Genomic DNA, 17,359 nt, shown 5'->3' with positions numbered 1-17,359 from the left:
CCTGCAACGGGCCCCGATAATCCTGCATGAGTGCGATCTTGAACGACTCCGGTGAACGCCCGCTAGACGCGCCCGATCTTTTCATCAATCGCGAGCTTTCGCTGCTCGAATTCAACGATCGGGTGCTCGAACAGGGTCGCGATACCCGCGTGCCGCTGCTCGAACGGCTCAAGTTTCTGTGTATCTCGTCGACCAATCTCGACGAGTTCTTCGAGGTGCGCGTGGCCGGCCTCAAACAGAAGGCCGAGCTGGTGAATTCGCCCACCGAGGCGGACAACCGTACCCCGAGCGAGGTGCTGCGCACGATCAGCGCGCGAGCGCATGCGCTGGTGGAAAAACAGTACAGCACGCTCAACGACGAACTGATTCCGGCGCTGCAGGAGGAAGGCATCCGTTTTCTGCGCCGCGCGGAATGGAAGCCGGAACAGCGCGCCTGGCTGGCGAATTTCTTCGAAGAAGAGCTGCTGCCGGTGATCAGCCCCTTGGGGCTCGATCCGGCGCATCCGTTTCCGCGCATTCTCAACAAGTCGTTGAACTTCATCGTCTCGCTCGACGGCACCGATGCGTTCGGGCGCAAGATCGACTATGCGGTGGTGCAGGCGCCGCGCGCGCTGCCGCGCGTGATCCAGCTGCCGGCTGAGGAAACCGGCAGCGGGCCGCATGATTTCGTGTTCCTGTCGTCGATCATCCATCAGCATGTCGGCGATCTGTTCCCCAGCATGCGCACGCGCGGCTGCTACCAGTTCCGGGTGACCCGCAATTCGGATCTGTTCGTCGACGAGGAAGAGGTCGACGATCTGCTGCGTGCGGTCGAAGGCGAGCTGCCGTCGCGTCGCTATGGCGACTGCGTACGTCTGGAGGTGGCCCATAACTGCCCGACGTCACTGTCGAACTACCTGCTCGACCGCTTCCTGCTTTCGCGCGAGGATCTGTTCCAGGTCGATGGGCCGGTCAACGTCAATCGGTTGATGTCGCTGCTGGATACGGTCGATCGGCCGGATCTCAAATACCCGGCCTTCTCGCCGCGCCTGCCCAGCGAGCTCGGCCCGAGCGGCGACCTGTTCGCCGAAATCCGTGCCTCGGACGTGCTGCTGCATCACCCGTTCGACTCGTTCCTGCCGGTGATCGATTTCGTACGTCGCGCCGCGGCGGACACGGCCGTGCTCGCGATCAAGCAGACGCTCTATCGCACCGGCCCGAACTCCGCGGTGGTGGATGCGCTGGTCGAGGCCGCGCGGGCCGGCAAGGAAGTCACTGTGGTGGTCGAACTGCGCGCGCGCTTCGACGAGGCCGACAACATCGAACTGGCCAATCGTCTGCAGGCGGCGGGCGCACATGTGGTCTACGGCGTGGTCGGCTACAAGACCCACGCCAAGATGACCCTTATCGTGCGCCGCGAGGCCGACGGGCTCCACAACTACGTGCATCTGGGTACCGGCAACTACCATCCCAAGACCGCGCGTTTGTATACCGATTACGGCCTGTTCTCCTGCGACGAGCACCTGGGCAACGACGTGCACGAGATGTTTCTGCAGCTGACCAGCCTCGGCAAGGTCTCGGGGCTGGCACGTCTGCTCGATGCGCCGTTCAGGCTGCATTCGGCCATTCTTGACAAGATTGCCCGCGAAGCCGAGAACGCCGAGGCCGGGCGGCCTGCCGGAATCATCGCCAAGATGAACTCGCTGGTGGAACCCCAGGTCATACGCGCGCTCTATGCGGCTTCGCAGGCCGGTGTGTCGATCGATCTGATCGTGCGCGGTGTCTGTTGTCTTCGGCCCGGCGTGCCCGGGGTGTCGGACAACATCCGTGTGCGGTCGGTGGTGGGACGTTTTCTGGAGCACACGCGTGTGTTCCATTTCGTCAACGACGACACGCCGGAGGTCTATCTGGCAAGCGCTGACTGGATGGACCGCAATTTCTTCCGGCGCGTTGAGACCTGCTTTCCCGTGACCGCGGCACCGTTATATGATCGGGTCCGGCGCGAGCTGGCGCTGTATCTGTCGGACAACAGTCAGGCCTGGCTGCTCGGCAGTGACGGGCGCTATGAAAGAGCGCAGCGAGCGGACGACGAGGCCGAGCTCGCCGCGCAGAAGCGTCTCATGGAGGGGCCGGGCTGATAAGCGTCGCGCAACACGTGTGAACCTGCGGTTGTCGCGGCGGTCTGATCGCGCAGTAACACCGATTCACGCCGGCATGGCCGGCCCAAATCTCCAGGCAGGGGAAGCACAGATGAGACAATGGATGACGGCGTTGTTCGTAGCCGTGGCGATGCTGAGCAGCACCAGCGCACTGGCGGCGAACGAGCAGCAGCAGAAGCTCGACGATGCCACCACCGTGGTAAGCCAGTTCGTCGATATTCCCGAGAACGCGATCCCGCCGGCACTGCTGGGCAAGGCTTACGGTATTGCCGTGATCCCGAGCGTGTTCAAGGCCGGCTTCGTGGTCGGCGGCCGTCACGGCAAGGGCGTACTGACCGTGCGTACCAAGGACGGCAGCTGGTCCAATCCGACGTTCATCTCGTTGACCGGCGGCTCCATCGGCTGGCAGATCGGCGCATCTTCGTCCGACATCATCCTGGTGTTCAAGACGCAGCGCAGCATCGACAAGATCGCCAGTGGCCAGATCAACCTGGGCGCAGACGCGGCAGTCGCTGCCGGCCCGGTCGGTCGTAGTGCGGGCGCCTCCACCAATCTCGGTTTCGATGCCGAGGTCTATTCCTATTCGCGTGCTCGTGGTCTGTTTGCCGGCGTGTCGCTGGAAGGCGGCAAGATCAGCATCGATCGCGAAGCCAACTGGCTGTTCTACGACAAGGCCGGCATCGATGCCTACACCATCCTGCGTGATGGCGACGAATCCAAGATGCCCCAGGCCGGTCAGAAGTTCATCTACACGCTGGATCGCTACATGCCCGCTTCGAGCGACTTCGACCGCGAGGCAGCGACCGAAGGCACGAAGATGGAAGACAGCGGTAACGCCAACAGCAACGGCTACCAGAGCGGCGACAGCGCACGCGGCCAGGCCGTGCCCTATGATGGTCGCAGCGGTGTAGAGGTCCAGCAGGGCAACTATGACGCGGCCGACAACAACGGCAATGCCGGTGCGGGCTACGACCAGGGCAGCTCGAACGACAACAGCTACGACTATAATCAGGGCAACCAAGGCAACGGCGCCAGCGGCCAGGGCGGCGCCAGCAATACGCAGGGGAGCGGTAGCGGCGACTACGGTAGCGGTGCCAACAGCAACTATTGAGATTTCTTTTTAGACGACCCTTTCGCTATGTCCTGATTGCTGCCGGCGTGATTCTGCTCGCGCCGGCAGTGCTCATTCTGCTCATGCGCTGGGTCGACCCGCCCGTCTCCGCCTATATGGTGCGGGCGCACTTCCAGACCGAACAGGCCGACAACGGCCCGACGATCTTTTATCGTTGGGCCGATCTGGATTCCATCGCCGCCTGCATGCCGCTGGCCGCGGTTTCCGCCGAGGATCAGACCTTTCCCAAGCATCACGGTTTTGTCTGGGCCGCGATTGGTGACGCACTGGCCGACAACGCCCAGGGCGGTACCATCCGCGGGGCGAGCACGATCAGTCAGCAGACCGCCAAGAACCTCTTTCTGTGGCCGGCCAAGAGCTATGTCCGCAAGGCGATCGAAGCCTATCTGACGGTCTGGATCGAGGTGCTGTGGCCCAAGCGGCGCATCATCGAGGTGTATCTCAATATCGCCCAGTTCGGCGAGCGGGTATTCGGCGTGGGTGCGGCTGCGGATCGCCTGTTCGGGGTCCAGGCCAGCCAGCTCAGCGAAGGCCAATGCGCACGGCTGGCCGCGGTGTTGCCCAATCCGGTGAAATACAGTGCCGCCTCGCCCGGGCCTTATGTCCAGGGGCAGTCGGCCTGGATTCTTCGCCAGATGCGCCAACTCGGCAACGGCTATCTCAGGCCGATGCTCGGCAGATAGTCGACCAGTCTGATGTATGATGCACGCGAATCGTCATTTGTTTTGAATAGTGGCCGGCCAGGCTCTCGTCATGCTGACTCGTAGCGATTTCGAACCCGCAATCTGGCTGCGCAATGCTCATGCGCAGACCGTATTCGCCTCCAAGCTACGGCCTTCGCCGCCGCTGGAGGTCGAGCGCGAACGCCTGGAACTCGAGGACGGTGATTTTCTCGATCTGTCGTGGCTGCCCGAGCGCGGGTTGGACGACGATGCGCCCGTCGTCATCGTCCTGCATGGGCTGAACGGCTCGCTCGAATCCAAGTACGCGCGTGGATTGCTGCGCCAGGCCGATGCCCACGGCGCGCGTGGCGTGCTGCTGCATTTTCGAGGTGCGGCCGAGCCCAACCGGCTGCCGCGCAGCTACCATTCCGGCGATACCGAAGACCTACACACCGTGGTTTCGCATGTGCGGGCGCGATTTCCGCGTGCTGCACTGGCCGCGGTCGGCTATTCGCTGGGCGGCAACGTCCTGCTCAAGTATCTCGGCGAGCAGGGTCGCGAATCGGCGCTGACCTGTGCCACGGCGGTGTCCGTGCCTTACGATCTCAAGCGCTGCGCCGAGGCGATTCAGGAAGGCCTGTCGCGCTTCTATCAGGCGCATCTGATCAACGGCCTGCGCGAGGCCTACGAGAACAAGTTCAAGGTCATCGAGGCGCCGGAGCCGCGCCCGGACCTGCGCGAGCTGCGCAGCTTCTTCGCTTTCGATAACGCCATCACCGCGCCACTGAACGGGTTCAGGGATGCCGAGGATTACTACGCGCGCTCGAGCAGCGGCCCGTTTCTCAAGCATATCCGTACGCCCACGCTGGTGATCCACGCGGAGGACGACCCGTTCATGGCGCCGGACATCATCCCCGACGAAAGCATGCTGTCGGCCGCGGTGCGTCTCGAAGTCTCGCGCCATGGTGGCCATGTGGGTTTTGTGAGCGGCGGGCGTTACGGGGTGCCGGTGTACTGGCTCGAGCAACGGATTCCAGCCTGGCTGCGTGATCGTCTGCACGGATTCGAAGCTCCCGCGTCTGCGCGAGAGGCGCAGGAAGCCGGCTGATCATCGACACGATCTCGATCAGTGTCGTCATTCCGGCGATCGACGAAGCGCTCGCACTGACCGCGCTGCTGGCTGATCTGCACGCCCAGGAGGGCGCTGACTTGCAGATCATCGTCGCAGACGGCGGCTCCAGCGACGACACACCCGCCGTGGCCGCAAGCCACGGCGCCGAAGTCGTCGAAAGCGCGCCGGGCCGCGGTACGCAGATGAATGCGGGTGCCGCCAGAGCGGGCGGCGACTGGCTGTGTTTTCTGCATGCCGACAGCCGGCTCACGCATCCGCGCCAGCTCGCCGATGCGGTCGCGCATCTCGAAGCCGCTGGCGATGCACGGGTGGCCGGCCATTTCGCGCTGCGCTTCGTGCGCCACTCCGGCGGGCGGCGCTGCTTCTATCGCCATATGCAAGCCAAGAGCGCGACCAATCGTCGCTATACGATCAACGGCGATCAGGGGCTTTTGCTGTCGGCGGGTTTTTTCGACGAACTCGGCGGTTTCGATACGCGTCTGCCGTTTCTCGAAGATCAGCGCATGGCCTCGGCCATCGAGCGCGCGGGCGCGTGGCGGCTTTGCCCGCATCGTCTAGCGACCTCGGCCCGGCGTTTCGAGCGGGAAGGCGAGGGCGCGCGCTATCTGTTGATGTCACTGATCATGGCCATGCATATCGCGGGCGTCTCGGCGTTCTTCGATCGCGCGCCCGGCGTCTATGCGCGCCAGCGCGATACCGGCCGCTTGTTGCTGATGCCGTACTTCCGATTGCTGCGTCGCCTCTGGCGTGAATGTGGCTTCAGGCCGGGCCTGTGGATTGCCTGGCGAATCGCCGGTATCACCCTGGCGCAGAGCTGGCAGCTTTTCTTTGCCATCGATGTGCTTCTGGAGCCCGTCGCCGGTCGCGGCCGGCGTCTTGGCACGCGGCTGCATGATCGTGTTCTCTGGCGCTTCATTCAGCATCGGCCCGGCCAGGCGCTGCTGATGATCATCCTGTTGGCGCTGGTCTTCGGGCCGTTGCAGCTGTGGTGTAGGCTGCGCGAAAACCATTCGTCAGTTTCGCCATGACCGCACCCAACGCTGCCGGTGACCGGCCCGATACTGCTGCATACCGCCGCGCCATGGAGGGCACGCTCGGTATTCCGTTCACCGACGGCAACCATGTTGAGCGACTGGTCAACGGTGTGCGCATCTTCCCGTCGATGATCGAGGCCATCGAGATGGCCGAAGAATCCATCGATTTCCTCACTTTCATCTACTGGCAGGGCGATGTCGCCGAACGGTTCGGTCATACCCTGGCCGAGCGGGCACGGGCCGGGGTCCGGGTCCGTATTCTGCTCGACAGCTTCGGCGCTCACAGCATGCCGGAATCGGTGCTCCAGGAGTTGGAAGCAGCCGGCGCGGAAGTCGCCTGGTTTCGGCCGGTCAAGCGCTGGCGCTTCTGGCAGGTCGATAACCGCACCCATCGCAAGATCCTCATCGTGGACAACCGCATCGGGTTCACCGGCGGTGTCGGCATCGCTGCGGAATGGGACGGTGATGCCCGTAACCCGAGAGAATGGCGCGAGACGCATTTCCGCCTCACCGGCCCGGCTATCGATGGCTTGCGCGGCGCGTTCCTGTCGAACTGGGTCGAGGCCGGCCGGCGCGGTTTCGAAGATCGCTGGACGATGACCGCTCCGGCGGCAGAGATCGACGAAGATGCCGCGCTGATCCAGGTACTGCGTACGTCCGCGGCGGTGAACTACAGCGATATCGCGACGCTGTTCCGGCTGGTCATCACGCTGGCCCAGAAGCGCCTGCGGATCACCACCGGATACTTCGTGCCGGACACGGCCACGATCGAGATGCTCTGCGAAGCGGCAAAGCGCGGCGTGGAGATCGAAGTGCTCATGCCCGGGCCACATACCGACTCACGCGTGGCGCGGATCGCCGGTGAAGACGCCTACGGGCCGCTGCTCGAGGCCGGCGTGAAGCTCTACCGCTACCAGCCGACGATGCTGCACGCCAAGATCTTGCTGGTCGACGACGCGGTCGCGGTGACCGGCTCGGCGAACTTCAACCATCGATCGATGGGCAAGGATGACGAGATTGCGATCTCGATCATTCATGCGCCGACAATCGCTGCGCTGGGCGCGGATTTTGACGACGATCGTGAGCGTTGCCACAAGGTTACGTTGCAGGAATGGCAGGCGCGCGGGCTGTGGCAGCGCTGCAAGGAATACCTCGGGCGGATGCTCAGCCCACAGGCCTGAGGCCGCCAGGCCGACAGGCGATTAGACCGGGCGCAGCCGGTCCAGGCGCAGCCGGTGGCGATCGTCGAACAGCCGCCGGGCGCCGAGCGAGACGGCCAGCAGGGTGCCGAACCCGGTCCCGGTAGCGATCAGGAACATGATCAATATCTGATACTTGACCGCTTCCCATGGCGGACTGCCGGCCAGGATCTGGCCGGTCATCATGCCCGGCAGGCTGATGATGCCGGCCGCGGCCATGGCGTTGAGCATGGGGATCATGCCCGCGCGCATGGCATCCCGGCGCATGTCGGCGATGGCTTCGGCGGCGGTTGCGCCCAGCGCCAGGCGCGTCTCGATGACCGTGGCGCCGCGCCAGACTTCCTGGGTCAGACGGTCCATGGCCAGTGCGATGCCGGTCATGGTGTTGCCGAGCAGCATGCCGAGTAGCGGAATCGCGTACTGCGGCGTATACCAGGGCTCGACCCGGATCACGATCAGCAGCGTCGCGACTGCGGTCACGAACGACGACAGGAACATCGACGCCGTGCCGGCGGCGAAACCGTAGCCGCCGGCGAACGGTCGTTTCTGACGTGCCGCGGCCTCGCGCCCGGCGAGCAACAGCATGACGAATGCCATGAGCGCGATCCAGATCAGCTGGCGCTGGGCGAACACGGCTTCGAGGACCAGGCCGACCAGCGCCAGCTGGGCGGTCGTTCGCAGTGCCGCGATCAGGAGCGTGCGAGTAACGCCCAGGCGCATGGCAAACGCGGTGCCGGCGAGCGCGAGCACCGCGATAGCGGCCAGCCCGAGATCGAAAAATGACAGGGAGATCAGCTGCACGGCGTATCTGTGGGTTTGCCTGCGGCATCGAGAACGAGATGCTGCGTGGCGACACGCTCGAGTTGTCCGCGGTCGTGGCCGACCCAGATGCAGCAGGCGTCGTTCTGTTGCCGGTATTCGTCGATGAGTGCTTCCACGCGCTCGATATTGGGGCCATCGAGATTCGCAGTGGGCTCGTCGAGCAGGAGCACATCCGGGTTGTAGCTCAGCAGGCGGATCAGCGCCAGGCGTTGTCGTTGCCCGGAGGAGATTCGTTCAATCGGCTGATCGAGCAGACGCGTATCGAGATCGAGCGCGGCTAGGCGCGCGGCCAGTCGATCAGGTCGGATATGGGGGCGAGGGGTGTCGAACCACCAAGCCGATTCGGCAGGGAGGAACATCACACGGCGCCGCCAGTCGGGCGCAGAAAACACTTCGGCGGGGTGTCCGTCCAGCCGGCAGCTGCCGGCGTGGGCGTCGAGATCGGCCATGGCACGCAATAGCCGGGTCTTGCCGGCGCCCGAAGGCGCGGCAAGGCCGAGACAGTCGCCAGCGGCCAAGGTGAAGTCGATCGGGCCAATCGCAGCGATGGCCAGGGCCTCGGCTTCGAAGCGCGGCGCCGCCGTGGCGCCGGCTACGCGCTGGCGGTTCACCTGCTAGATGGCGTCGCGATCGGTCTCGCCGGTACGGATACGAACCACTTGTTCGAGGGTATGCACGAAGATCTTGCCGTCACCGATCTGGCCGGTCTTGGCCGCGTCGATGATCGCCTCGACCACGGCGTCGACGCGGTCGTCTGCGACCGCGACCTCCAGCTTCACCTTGGGTAGGAAGTCCACTGCGTATTCGGCGCCGCGATAGAGCTCGGTATGGCCCTTCTGGCGGCCAAAGCCCTTGACCTCGGTCATCGTCGTGCCGTGCACGCCGACCTCGGCCAGCGCTTCGCGGACATCGTCCAGACGGAACGGTTTGATGACTGCGGTAACCATTTTCATTGTGATGAACTCCTCGTTCTTGATAGCACCGAGTCTAACAGCTGACCTGTTGCAACCGGAGTGGATTCACTCGTTTACAGATCATAGCCGCGCTGTTCGTGCTCGTGAATATCGAGACCGACCTGTTCATTCTCGATGCCGACGCGCAGCCCCTTCGTGGCTTCCGGCTCCTTGAGAAGAATCGACGTGGGCACGCCCGTGTGGCGGACACAAAAAAAGAGGCCCCGTTTCCGGGGCCTCTGGTTGCCGTGAATACCGTCGCCGGTATCAGGCGCCGGAGCGGCGGCTGCCGCCGGAGGTGAACTCCGGATAGGCTTCCATGCCGCACTCGCCGAGGTCCACGCCCTCGACTTCCTCTTCTTCCGAGACCCGGATGCCGAACACGGCTTTGAGGATGCCCCAGACGATGAAGCTGGTCGCGAACACCCAGACAAAGATCGTGAGCGCACCGATCGCCTGTCCGGAGAAGGTCACGTCGGTATTGGTCAGCGGCACGACCATCAGGCCGAGCAAGCCGCAGACACCATGGACCGAAATGGCACCGACCGGATCGTCGATCTTGATCTTGTCGAGGAACACGATCGAGAACACCACCAGGATGCCGCCGGCCGCGCCGAACAGCGTGGCGACGAGCGGGGTCGGGGTGGAGGGCTCGGCGGTGATCACCACCAGGCCGGCCAGCGCGCCGTTGAGCGCCATGGTGAGGTCGCCCTTGCCGAACATGACACGAGCAAGCAGCAGCGCAGCGACCAGGCCACCGGCCGCCGCCGTGTTGGTGTTGAGGAACACCATGGCCACGGAGTTGGCGCTGGCGATATCACCCAGCTTGAGCACCGAGCCGCCGTTGAAGCCGAACCAGCCCATCCAGAGGATCAGCGTGCCGAGTGCGGCCAGCGGCAGGTTGGCACCCGGGATGGCGCCGACGCTTCCGTCCGCGCGGAACTTGCCTTTACGCGGGCCGAGCAGCAGCACGCCGGCCAAGGCCGCCGAGGCGCCCGCCATATGCACGATGCCGGAACCGGCGAAGTCCGAGAAGCCGAGGTCGCCCAGCACGAACAGGCCGAACACGGAATCGCCGTTCCAGGTCCAGGAGCCTTCCATCGGATAGATGAAGCCGGTCATGACCACTGCGAAGGCAAGGAATGCCCACAGTTTCATGCGTTCGGCCACGGCACCCGAGACCACAGACATGGCGGTCGCCACGAACACGACCTGGAAGAAGAAATCCGACGCGTCGGCATAGACCGAGCCGCCGTCGAAGCCGGCCTCGGCCGACGCTGCAAGCGCATCCTGGACGACGTTGTCGCCGCCGGAGATGCCGGCGAGGAACAGGCCACCGTCGTACATGATCATGTAGCCACAGATCATGTACATGATGCAGGAGATCGAATAAAGCGCGATGTTCTTGGTCAGGATTTCGGTCGTGTTCTTGGCACGAACGAGGCCGCCCTCCAGCATGGAGAAGCCGGCGGCCATCCACATGACCAGTGCCCCGCAGACCAGAAAGTAGAAGGTATCGATTGCGTATTGCAACTCGAAGATATTGTTTTCCATGACTTGTTATTTCCCTCGAAATTTTAGACGGGCGACGCCGCTGCCTAGAGCGCGTCCTTGCCGGTCTCGCCGGTACGGATACGGATGGCCTGTTCCAGCTCGGTGACGAAGATCTTGCCGTCGCCGATCTTGCCGGTATGGGCCGCCTTGGAGATCGCCTCCACCGCGGCTTCGAGCTCCGGCTCTTCGATCGCCACTTCGATCTTCACCTTGGGAAGGAAATCGACCACGTATTCGGCCCCGCGGTAGAGTTCCGTATGGCCTTTCTGACGACCAAAGCCCTTGACCTCGGTAACGGTGATGCCCTGCACCCCGACCTCGGAAAGCGCTTCGCGGACCTCATCGAGCTTGAACGGCTTGATTACGGCTGCGATTAATTTCATATGACGTGCTCCTGTCATGCGTTATCAGCACCCCGTTGCCTCGCATTCAAGCATTCGGGACGTGCAAGCGAGAGATTGCGAACGGGTCTAAGCACTCACCGTGCCAACACAAAAAAATCATGGAGTTACGCCAATTTAGCTGTGTCCGGGAATCGGCGCCGAACGCGCAAAAATGGCGCTGCACCATTTTGGTGCGAACACCTTTTGCCTGATCGACACGCAACCGTCATGCTGTGTCTTTGAGTCATCGAGGTTGACCCCAGCAGCCATGCGTTCGATAGAAGACATCGCGGCCCGCCTGTCACAGGCCCTGCCGCCGCAGGTCGCGCCGCTACGCGAAGAGATCCACGCCAATTTCCGGGCGATCCTGCAGAGCCAGTTGGCCAAGCTCGATCTAGTGCCCCGCGAAGAGTTCGAAGCCGCCCGCGAGATGCTCGCGCATACGCGGGGCAAGCTCGACACGCTGGAGCGCCAGGTCGCTGCGCTCGAGGCCGAACGCAACGCCTAGCGCGGGATGGCTCTGGCGACGGTATACAGCCGCGCCCAGACCGGGCTGGATGCGCCCGCGGTTGCGGTAGAAGTGGATCTGGCCGGCGGCTTGCCGGCGCTGGCGATCGTTGGCCTGCCCGAGACCGAGGTCAAGGAAAGCAAGGATCGCGTGCGCGCGGCGATCGTCAACAGCGGTTACCAGTTTCCGACCCGGCGGATCACCGTCAATCTCGCACCGGCCGATCTGCCAAAAGAGGGCGGCCGGTTCGATCTTGCGATCGCACTAGGTATCCTCGCGGCATCGGGCCAGATCCCGGGCGAAGCGCTTTCGCGCTACGAGTTTCTCGGCGAGCTATCGCTGTCCGGTGCGCTGCGGCGCGTACGTGGTGCATTACCGGCAGCGCTGGCCGCGACGAAGGCCGGACGAGAACTCGTGGTGCCCGAAGAGAACGGGCCCGAAGCCGCGCTTGCCGATTCCGATGGCGTACGCGCGGCGACCCATCTCGGCGAGGTGACGACCAGCCTCGCGGGTGATGATGTCGGGTGGACGACCCCCACGCCTGCAACGAGCGCTTCGCGAATCGGCACTGCAGATCTTGCCGACGTCCGCGGCCAGCACCAGGCCAAGCGAGCACTGGAGATCGCCGCGGCGGGAGGCCATTCCCTGCTGTTGATCGGTCCGCCCGGGGCGGGCAAAACCATGCTGGCATCGCGATTGCCGGGCCTGCTGCCGGAGATGACCAGCGAACAGGCGATGCAGGTCGCAGCCGTTGCCTCCATTTCGGCGGGTGGCTTCAAGCCGGAAGACTGGGGCCAGCGGCCATTCCGGGCGCCACATCACACCGCATCCGGCGTGGCGCTCGTCGGCGGTGGCTCTACGCCGCGCCCAGGCGAGATCACGCTGGCCCATAACGGCGTGCTGTTTCTGGATGAACTGCCGGAGTTCGATCGGAGCGTGCTCGAGGTACTGCGCGAGCCCCTCGAATCCGGCCATATCGTCATCTCGCGTGCGGCGCGCCAGGCTGAGTTTCCGGCTGCTTTCCAGCTCATCGCGGCGATGAATCCCTGTCCCTGCGGCTATCTGGGCGATCCTTCCGGGCGTTGCCACTGCACGCCGGAACGTATCGAGCGCTATCGCGGCCGGATATCCGGCCCGCTGCTCGATCGGATCGACATGCATCTCAATGTCGCAGCGGTAGCCCGCGACGTGCTCATGGGCAGTGCAGATCACTCGGACGCGGAGTCCAGTACCGTCGTGCGAGGTCGAGCGGTGGCTGCGCGGTCGAAAGCCATGAGCCGTGGGCATGCCAGCAATGCGACCTTGTCGCCCGCCGAGATCGACCGGCACTGCCCGCTCGAAAACGGTGCGCGCACGCTTCTGGAGCAGGCGATTGCCCGTCTGGGCCTGTCGGCGCGTGCCTATCATCGTGTGCTTCGCGTGGCCCGGACTATCGCCGACCTTGGTGGGGCGGATCAGATAACCCCGGCGCATGTCGCCGAGGCCATTGGTTATCGCCAGCTCGATCGCGCTTCTGCTATTTAATCTTCTGCAACAAAGGCGTAGGCAATCGCCCAAGCGCTTGCTTCAACGCGCCGATCCTTCTCCTGAGCACGTTCTTCCCTTTGTCATGACCCTGCCTCCAGCGCCTTTCAAACGCTGGCTGGGTAAGCTTTGGCACGCCTGATGCATTAACGCCGCTGTCCCGCTTACGGCCATGGCCCGAGTTGGGGGTTTCTCAAGCCGAGAATTTTTGCAAAGGGAGCAATACCAAAGATGAAGAAGCAACTTCTAATCGCCTCGACGGCGGCTGTCATGACCATGGCCAGCGTTGGCGCCATCGCGGCAGAAGCCAGTGCAAACGTCGCGTTCACCACCGACTACCGTTTCCGCGGCATCTCGCAAACGGATCGCGACTTCGCCCTCCAGGGCGGCTTCGACTATGCATGGGATTCCGGTGTCTACATCGGTACCTGGGCGTCGAACGTCGACGGCTTCAGCTCGAACCCGATCGATGGCGACGGCGGTGCGCAGGCCGAGCTCGACTTCTATGCGGGCTACGGATTCGATATAACCGATACGCTTTCCTTCGATTTCAACACGCTGTACTTCTACTATCCCGGTGCAAGCACTGCGGGTAACCAGCCCGAGATCGATTACTGGGAATTCACGCCGGGCATCAGCTATAGCGGCGAAACGCTGTCCGCGGGCCTGAGCGTGTCCTATAGCGACGACTTCTTCGGTGAGTCCGGCGATGCCTTCTACTACAACGGCACGGTCGACGTACCGCTGACGGATTATCTGGCCCTGGGGCTTCATGCCGGCTATCAGACGATCGACGATAACGAAGCGTTTGGTACGCCCGACTACGCCGATTGGTCGATCTCGCTTGGCACGTCCATGTTCGGTCTCGACTGGTCGGTTGCCTATGTCGATACCGATCTGAGCTACGACGAATGCTTCGGCGGCGACAACCTGTGTGGCGCCACCGCGGTAGGCACGGTCGCCAAGTCGTTCTAAATCACCCGCCCGCGGGAGATTGCACCGGCCGGCCCTTCGGGGCCGGCTTTTTTATGTCTGCAGGACCGCGAATCGGCGGTCTGAATGGCCACGCCGAACTGCTAGACTCTGCCGCCCATGGCGACCCCGAAACTCAATCCGCAGCAGGACTCCGCGGTCCGTTATCTCGACGGTCCGCTACTGGTGCTCGCCGGCGCCGGTTCCGGCAAGACCGGTGTGATCACCCAGAAGATCGCGCACCTGATCAAGCGCGGCTATGCCGGCGATCGAATCGCCGCGGTGACCTTCACCAACAAGGCCGCGCGCGAGATGAAGCAGCGCGCCTCCAAACTCATCGACCGCGACGCCGCACGTGGATTGACGGTCAGTACCTTCCACAGCCTCGGTCTGCGGATGATCCGCCAGGAACACGCGACGCTTGGCTACAAGCCGCGTTTTTCCATCTTCGACGCCGAGGATGCCGACAAGATGCTGGCCGACCTGGTCGGCAAGGACGCCGACCAGCGCAAGACGGCGCGCTTCACCATCAGCGCCTGGAAATCTGCGCTTATCGATCCGGAAACCGCCGCGTCGACCGCGGCCGGTTCGGAACAGGCCATCGCTCGTGCCTACGGCGAATACCAGCGCCGTCTCAAGGCCTACAACGCGGTGGATTTCGATGACCTGCTGAGCCTGCCCGTACAGCTGCTGCGCGAGGACGCGGCCGCCCGCGAGCGCTGGCAGAATCGGTTTCGCTATCTGCTCGTAGACGAATATCAAGACACCAACGCGGCCCAGTACGAGCTCATGCGCCTGCTTGCCGGCGTGCGTGCGGCCTTTACCGTGGTGGGCGACGATGACCAGTCCATCTATGCCTGGCGCGGGGCGCGGCCGGGCAATATTGCCGATCTGTCACGCGACTTTCCGCATCTCAAGGTCATCAAGCTCGAGCAGAATTATCGTTCGGTCGGGCACGTGCTGTCGGCGGCCAACCGGCTGATCTCGTCCAACGAACGCGTTTACGAAAAGAACCTGTGGAGCGCGATGGGGCCGGGTGACCGTATCCGCGTGCTGGCCTGTGCCGACGAGGCCGGCGAGGCCGAACGGGTGACCAGCGAGATTTCGTCACATCATCTGCGCACCGGCAACGCCTATGGCGATTATGCGGTGCTATACCGGGGCAACTTCCAGTCACGCGCCTTCGAGAAGGCCATGCGCGAACGCAATATTCCTTATCGCGTGTCCGGCGGGCGGTCGTTCTTCGAACGCAGCGAGATCCGCGATCTGGCGGCGTATCTCAAGCTGTTGGTCAATCCCGACGACGACGCGGCATTCCTGCGCGTGGTCAACCTGCCGCGCCGCGAGCTGGGCCCGGCCACGCTGGAAGCGCTCGGCCGCTATGCGGGCAGTCGCAACCTGAGCCTGTTCGATGCGGCCCGTGGCGTAGGGCTGTCCGGCGGTGTGGGTGATCGCGCAGGGCGGCGTCTGGCCGAATTCGTGGACTGGGCCTCCGGCCTGGCACGCGACGGCGAATCCATGCCGGCCAAGACGCTGGTCGTGCAGCTGATCGCGGATATCGACTACCGCGACTGGCTACGCGATACCGCAGCCAACACCCGCGCCGCCCGCAAGCGCCTCGAGAACGTCGACGAGTTTCTCGGCTGGCTCGGCCATATGGAAGAGAACAGCGACGGTACGCCGCGCGGCCTCGACGAAGTCGTGCGCCGGCTCAGCCTGATGGATTTCGCGAACCAGAGCGAAAAAGACGTCGAAAATCAGGTCCACCTGCTCACCCTGCACGCGGCGAAGGGGCTGGAGTTCGACCATGTCTTCCTCGCCGGACTCGAAGAAGGGCTGCTCCCTCACCACGCCTGCATGGAAGAGGACAAGATCGAGGAAGAGCGGCGTCTGCTCTATGTCGGCATCACCCGGGCGCGCAAGACGCTGTCACTGAGCTATGCGCGCCAGCGCCGTCGCGGCGGCGAGAATACCGACAGCACGCCGAGCCGCTTTCTCGAAGAACTGCCCAAGGATGAGATCGAGTGGCCGAACGCCGGCAAGCGAAATCCCAAGGCAGATGCTGAGCATGGCCGCAACCAGCTGGCCGCGCTCAAGGCAATGCTCGGTGAGGCCAGCGGCGAATAGCCAACTCGGTGGTTACCGGGTTCCGGACATAAAAAAAGCCGCCCGTTGAAGGCGGCTTTCTCGGCCATCGATCGCAGCGCCCGATCAGGCGGCGCCGGCCTCGCTGAGGATATGGTCGACCGCCTTGTGCATTTCCTCTTCGCTCAGATCCGGGTTGCCGCCCCTGGCCGGCATGCCCTTGTAACCATTGATAGCGCGTTCGTAGAGGGTGTCCTTGCCCTGGTCGGAAAGGCGTTTCTTCCACTCGGCGGTGTCCGAAGTCTTCGGCGCGCCGGCAACGCCCGAAGTGTGGCAGGCGGAACAGACATTCTGGTAAACCTCGGAACCGGACATCGGCTCGCCACCGCCGCTTTCACCACCGGCTGCGGCCATCGAGGTCGCGTTGGGGTCGGTGTTGACCGCGTAGGCCGGCTCCGTCCGCGATTCCACCCGCGTGAGCTGCTCTGGCCGCATGTCATCGTTCGAACCCCAATTCGTGATCATCCGCGCGCCAACGATGGCCACGATCGTGATCAGGAACAGTACGCCCAGCACAATCGTGAAAGCGCGAAAGAAGGTCTGGTCAGAATTGGCGGTCATAGCGAGGCTTTGAGTCTGCGTGGTCGAACGAGCGCTTGAGAGCGCGCAGTATAACGGATTTTGTTTTCGGCACGGATACGTACTCATGCTACGCATGGACGCGACGCGGTGGTGTGCGTATCCTTTGCGGCGCTAGGGCGCCCGTAGCTCAGCTGGATAGAGTATCGGCCTCCGAAGCCGAGGGTCGCAGGTTCGAATCCTGCCGGGCGCACCAATCCCTTTACTGCTCAAAGGCTTGAAATCAGGCCGCTCTATTGGCGCGGATTTCGGCGCCTCTGAAGCACTGAACGCACCCCTTTGATATTTTCAAGATTCCCGCGCACTGGCTAACCAGCCCCCGTGCGAACTGCCGTCGGCGCCGTCGGTTGCGCCACCGCTCAAACGGGCATGCAGCGTGCACTGGAAACGCGGCGGTCAACGCTCTCCTGACGGATGGTCGCCGGCTGACGTGACTCGTCGGTCTCGACGACTGAATATCGTCGGTCGACGTCCCGGTATCGAATCCGATCCTGAGCCATCGCGCATCGCGGCGAACTGTGAGCGGTCCAATCATGGATTGGGGCGTGTCGATTTTCATTTCCGAGGCGCGCTGCACTTCAACCCTGTAGTGGCCAGGCGCGCATGATCGGTCATCGGCCGT

General features: G+C 63.6%; 16 protein-coding genes and 1 tRNA gene. 11 read left to right on the top strand and 6 right to left on the bottom strand.

What is annotated here, in order from left to right; translation table 11 throughout:
- Nucleotides 1-26: 26 nt before the first annotated feature.
- The 6 genes from ppk1 to SADO_RS06620 all read left to right on the top strand — a co-directional run bounded on the left by ppk1 (nucleotide 27) and on the right by SADO_RS06620 (nucleotide 7,279).
- Nucleotides 27-2,117: a polyphosphate kinase 1 gene (gene ppk1, locus SADO_RS06645; RefSeq protein WP_353110301.1), complete on the top strand. Its 2,091-nt coding sequence runs from the start codon at nucleotides 27-29 to the stop codon at nucleotides 2,115-2,117.
- 112 nt (nucleotides 2,118-2,229) lie between these two features.
- Nucleotides 2,230-3,249: a lipid-binding SYLF domain-containing protein gene (locus tag SADO_RS06640; RefSeq protein WP_353110299.1), complete on the top strand. Its 1,020-nt coding sequence runs from the start codon at nucleotides 2,230-2,232 to the stop codon at nucleotides 3,247-3,249.
- Nucleotides 3,246-3,953 (top strand): monofunctional biosynthetic peptidoglycan transglycosylase, encoded by a 708-nt coding sequence (mtgA, locus tag SADO_RS06635; RefSeq protein ID WP_353110297.1) that lies wholly within the window; start codon nucleotides 3,246-3,248, stop codon nucleotides 3,951-3,953. The genes SADO_RS06640 and mtgA overlap by 4 nt, the downstream gene beginning before the upstream one ends.
- Before the next feature lie 70 nt (nucleotides 3,954-4,023).
- Complete coding sequence (locus SADO_RS06630) at nucleotides 4,024-5,040, top strand: hydrolase (RefSeq protein WP_353110295.1); 1,017 nt, start codon at nucleotides 4,024-4,026, stop codon at nucleotides 5,038-5,040.
- Nucleotides 4,995-6,092 (top strand): TIGR04283 family arsenosugar biosynthesis glycosyltransferase, encoded by a 1,098-nt coding sequence (locus tag SADO_RS06625; protein WP_353110960.1) that lies wholly within the window; start codon nucleotides 4,995-4,997, stop codon nucleotides 6,090-6,092. Before SADO_RS06630 ends, SADO_RS06625 begins: the two co-directional genes overlap by 46 nt.
- Complete coding sequence (locus SADO_RS06620) at nucleotides 6,089-7,279, top strand: phospholipase D-like domain-containing protein (protein ID WP_353110294.1); 1,191 nt, start codon at nucleotides 6,089-6,091, stop codon at nucleotides 7,277-7,279. Before SADO_RS06625 ends, SADO_RS06620 begins: the two co-directional genes overlap by 4 nt.
- 21 nt (nucleotides 7,280-7,300) lie before the next feature.
- Here SADO_RS06620 and SADO_RS06615 read toward each other — a convergent pair whose 3' ends face one another.
- The 5 genes from SADO_RS06615 to glnK all read right to left on the bottom strand — a co-directional run bounded on the left by SADO_RS06615 (nucleotide 7,301) and on the right by glnK (nucleotide 11,009).
- The gene (locus SADO_RS06615; RefSeq protein ID WP_353110292.1) at nucleotides 7,301-8,098 is read right to left on the bottom strand and encodes an ABC transporter permease; all 798 of its coding nucleotides are present in this window, start codon (nucleotides 8,096-8,098) and stop codon (nucleotides 7,301-7,303) included.
- Nucleotides 8,089-8,730 (bottom strand): ABC transporter ATP-binding protein, encoded by a 642-nt coding sequence (locus tag SADO_RS06610; RefSeq protein WP_353110290.1) that lies wholly within the window; start codon nucleotides 8,728-8,730, stop codon nucleotides 8,089-8,091. The genes SADO_RS06615 and SADO_RS06610 overlap by 10 nt, the downstream gene beginning before the upstream one ends.
- A 3-nt stretch (nucleotides 8,731-8,733) precedes the next feature.
- Entirely contained in the window at nucleotides 8,734-9,072 is a 339-nt protein-coding gene (locus SADO_RS06605) for a P-II family nitrogen regulator (protein WP_353110289.1), read from the bottom strand.
- Nucleotides 9,073-9,339: 267 nt separating this feature from the next.
- Nucleotides 9,340-10,626 (bottom strand): ammonium transporter, encoded by a 1,287-nt coding sequence (locus tag SADO_RS06600; RefSeq protein ID WP_353110288.1) that lies wholly within the window; start codon nucleotides 10,624-10,626, stop codon nucleotides 9,340-9,342.
- A 44-nt stretch (nucleotides 10,627-10,670) separates the two neighbouring features.
- Nucleotides 10,671-11,009: a P-II family nitrogen regulator gene (gene glnK / locus SADO_RS06595; protein WP_209058774.1), complete on the bottom strand. Its 339-nt coding sequence runs from the start codon at nucleotides 11,007-11,009 to the stop codon at nucleotides 10,671-10,673.
- 268 nt (nucleotides 11,010-11,277) lie between these two features.
- Between glnK and SADO_RS06590 the strand changes: the two genes are divergently transcribed.
- The 4 genes from SADO_RS06590 to SADO_RS06575 all read left to right on the top strand — a co-directional run bounded on the left by SADO_RS06590 (nucleotide 11,278) and on the right by SADO_RS06575 (nucleotide 16,140).
- Nucleotides 11,278-11,517 (top strand): accessory factor UbiK family protein, encoded by a 240-nt coding sequence (locus SADO_RS06590; protein WP_353110285.1) that lies wholly within the window; start codon nucleotides 11,278-11,280, stop codon nucleotides 11,515-11,517.
- 6 nt (nucleotides 11,518-11,523) lie between these two features.
- On the top strand, nucleotides 11,524-13,041 hold the full coding sequence (locus SADO_RS06585) for a YifB family Mg chelatase-like AAA ATPase (protein ID WP_353110283.1): 1,518 nt from the start codon (nucleotides 11,524-11,526) through the stop codon (nucleotides 13,039-13,041).
- Nucleotides 13,042-13,272: 231 nt separating this feature from the next.
- A complete protein-coding gene (locus tag SADO_RS06580; protein WP_353110281.1) occupies nucleotides 13,273-14,016 on the top strand; it encodes a TorF family putative porin in 744 nt (247 codons plus the stop codon).
- 117 nt (nucleotides 14,017-14,133) lie between these two features.
- Nucleotides 14,134-16,140, top strand: coding sequence for a UvrD-helicase domain-containing protein (locus SADO_RS06575; protein ID WP_353110280.1), 2,007 nt, complete (start codon nucleotides 14,134-14,136; stop codon nucleotides 16,138-16,140).
- An 84-nt stretch (nucleotides 16,141-16,224) separates the two neighbouring features.
- Here SADO_RS06575 and SADO_RS06570 read toward each other — a convergent pair whose 3' ends face one another.
- A complete protein-coding gene (locus tag SADO_RS06570) occupies nucleotides 16,225-16,719 on the bottom strand; it encodes a c-type cytochrome (RefSeq protein ID WP_353110278.1) in 495 nt (164 codons plus the stop codon).
- Between the two features lie 137 nt (nucleotides 16,720-16,856).
- On the opposite strand from SADO_RS06570, the gene SADO_RS06565 reads away from it, so the two are divergent.
- Nucleotides 16,857-16,933 (top strand) — tRNA-Arg (locus SADO_RS06565).
- Nucleotides 16,934-17,359 lie beyond the last annotated feature (426 nt).

The organism is Salinisphaera dokdonensis CL-ES53 (genome assembly GCF_040361215.1).
Classification (GTDB): Bacteria; Pseudomonadota; Gammaproteobacteria; order Nevskiales; family Salinisphaeraceae; genus Salinisphaera; species Salinisphaera dokdonensis.
This window is presented reverse-complemented; position numbering and strand designations above follow the sequence as displayed.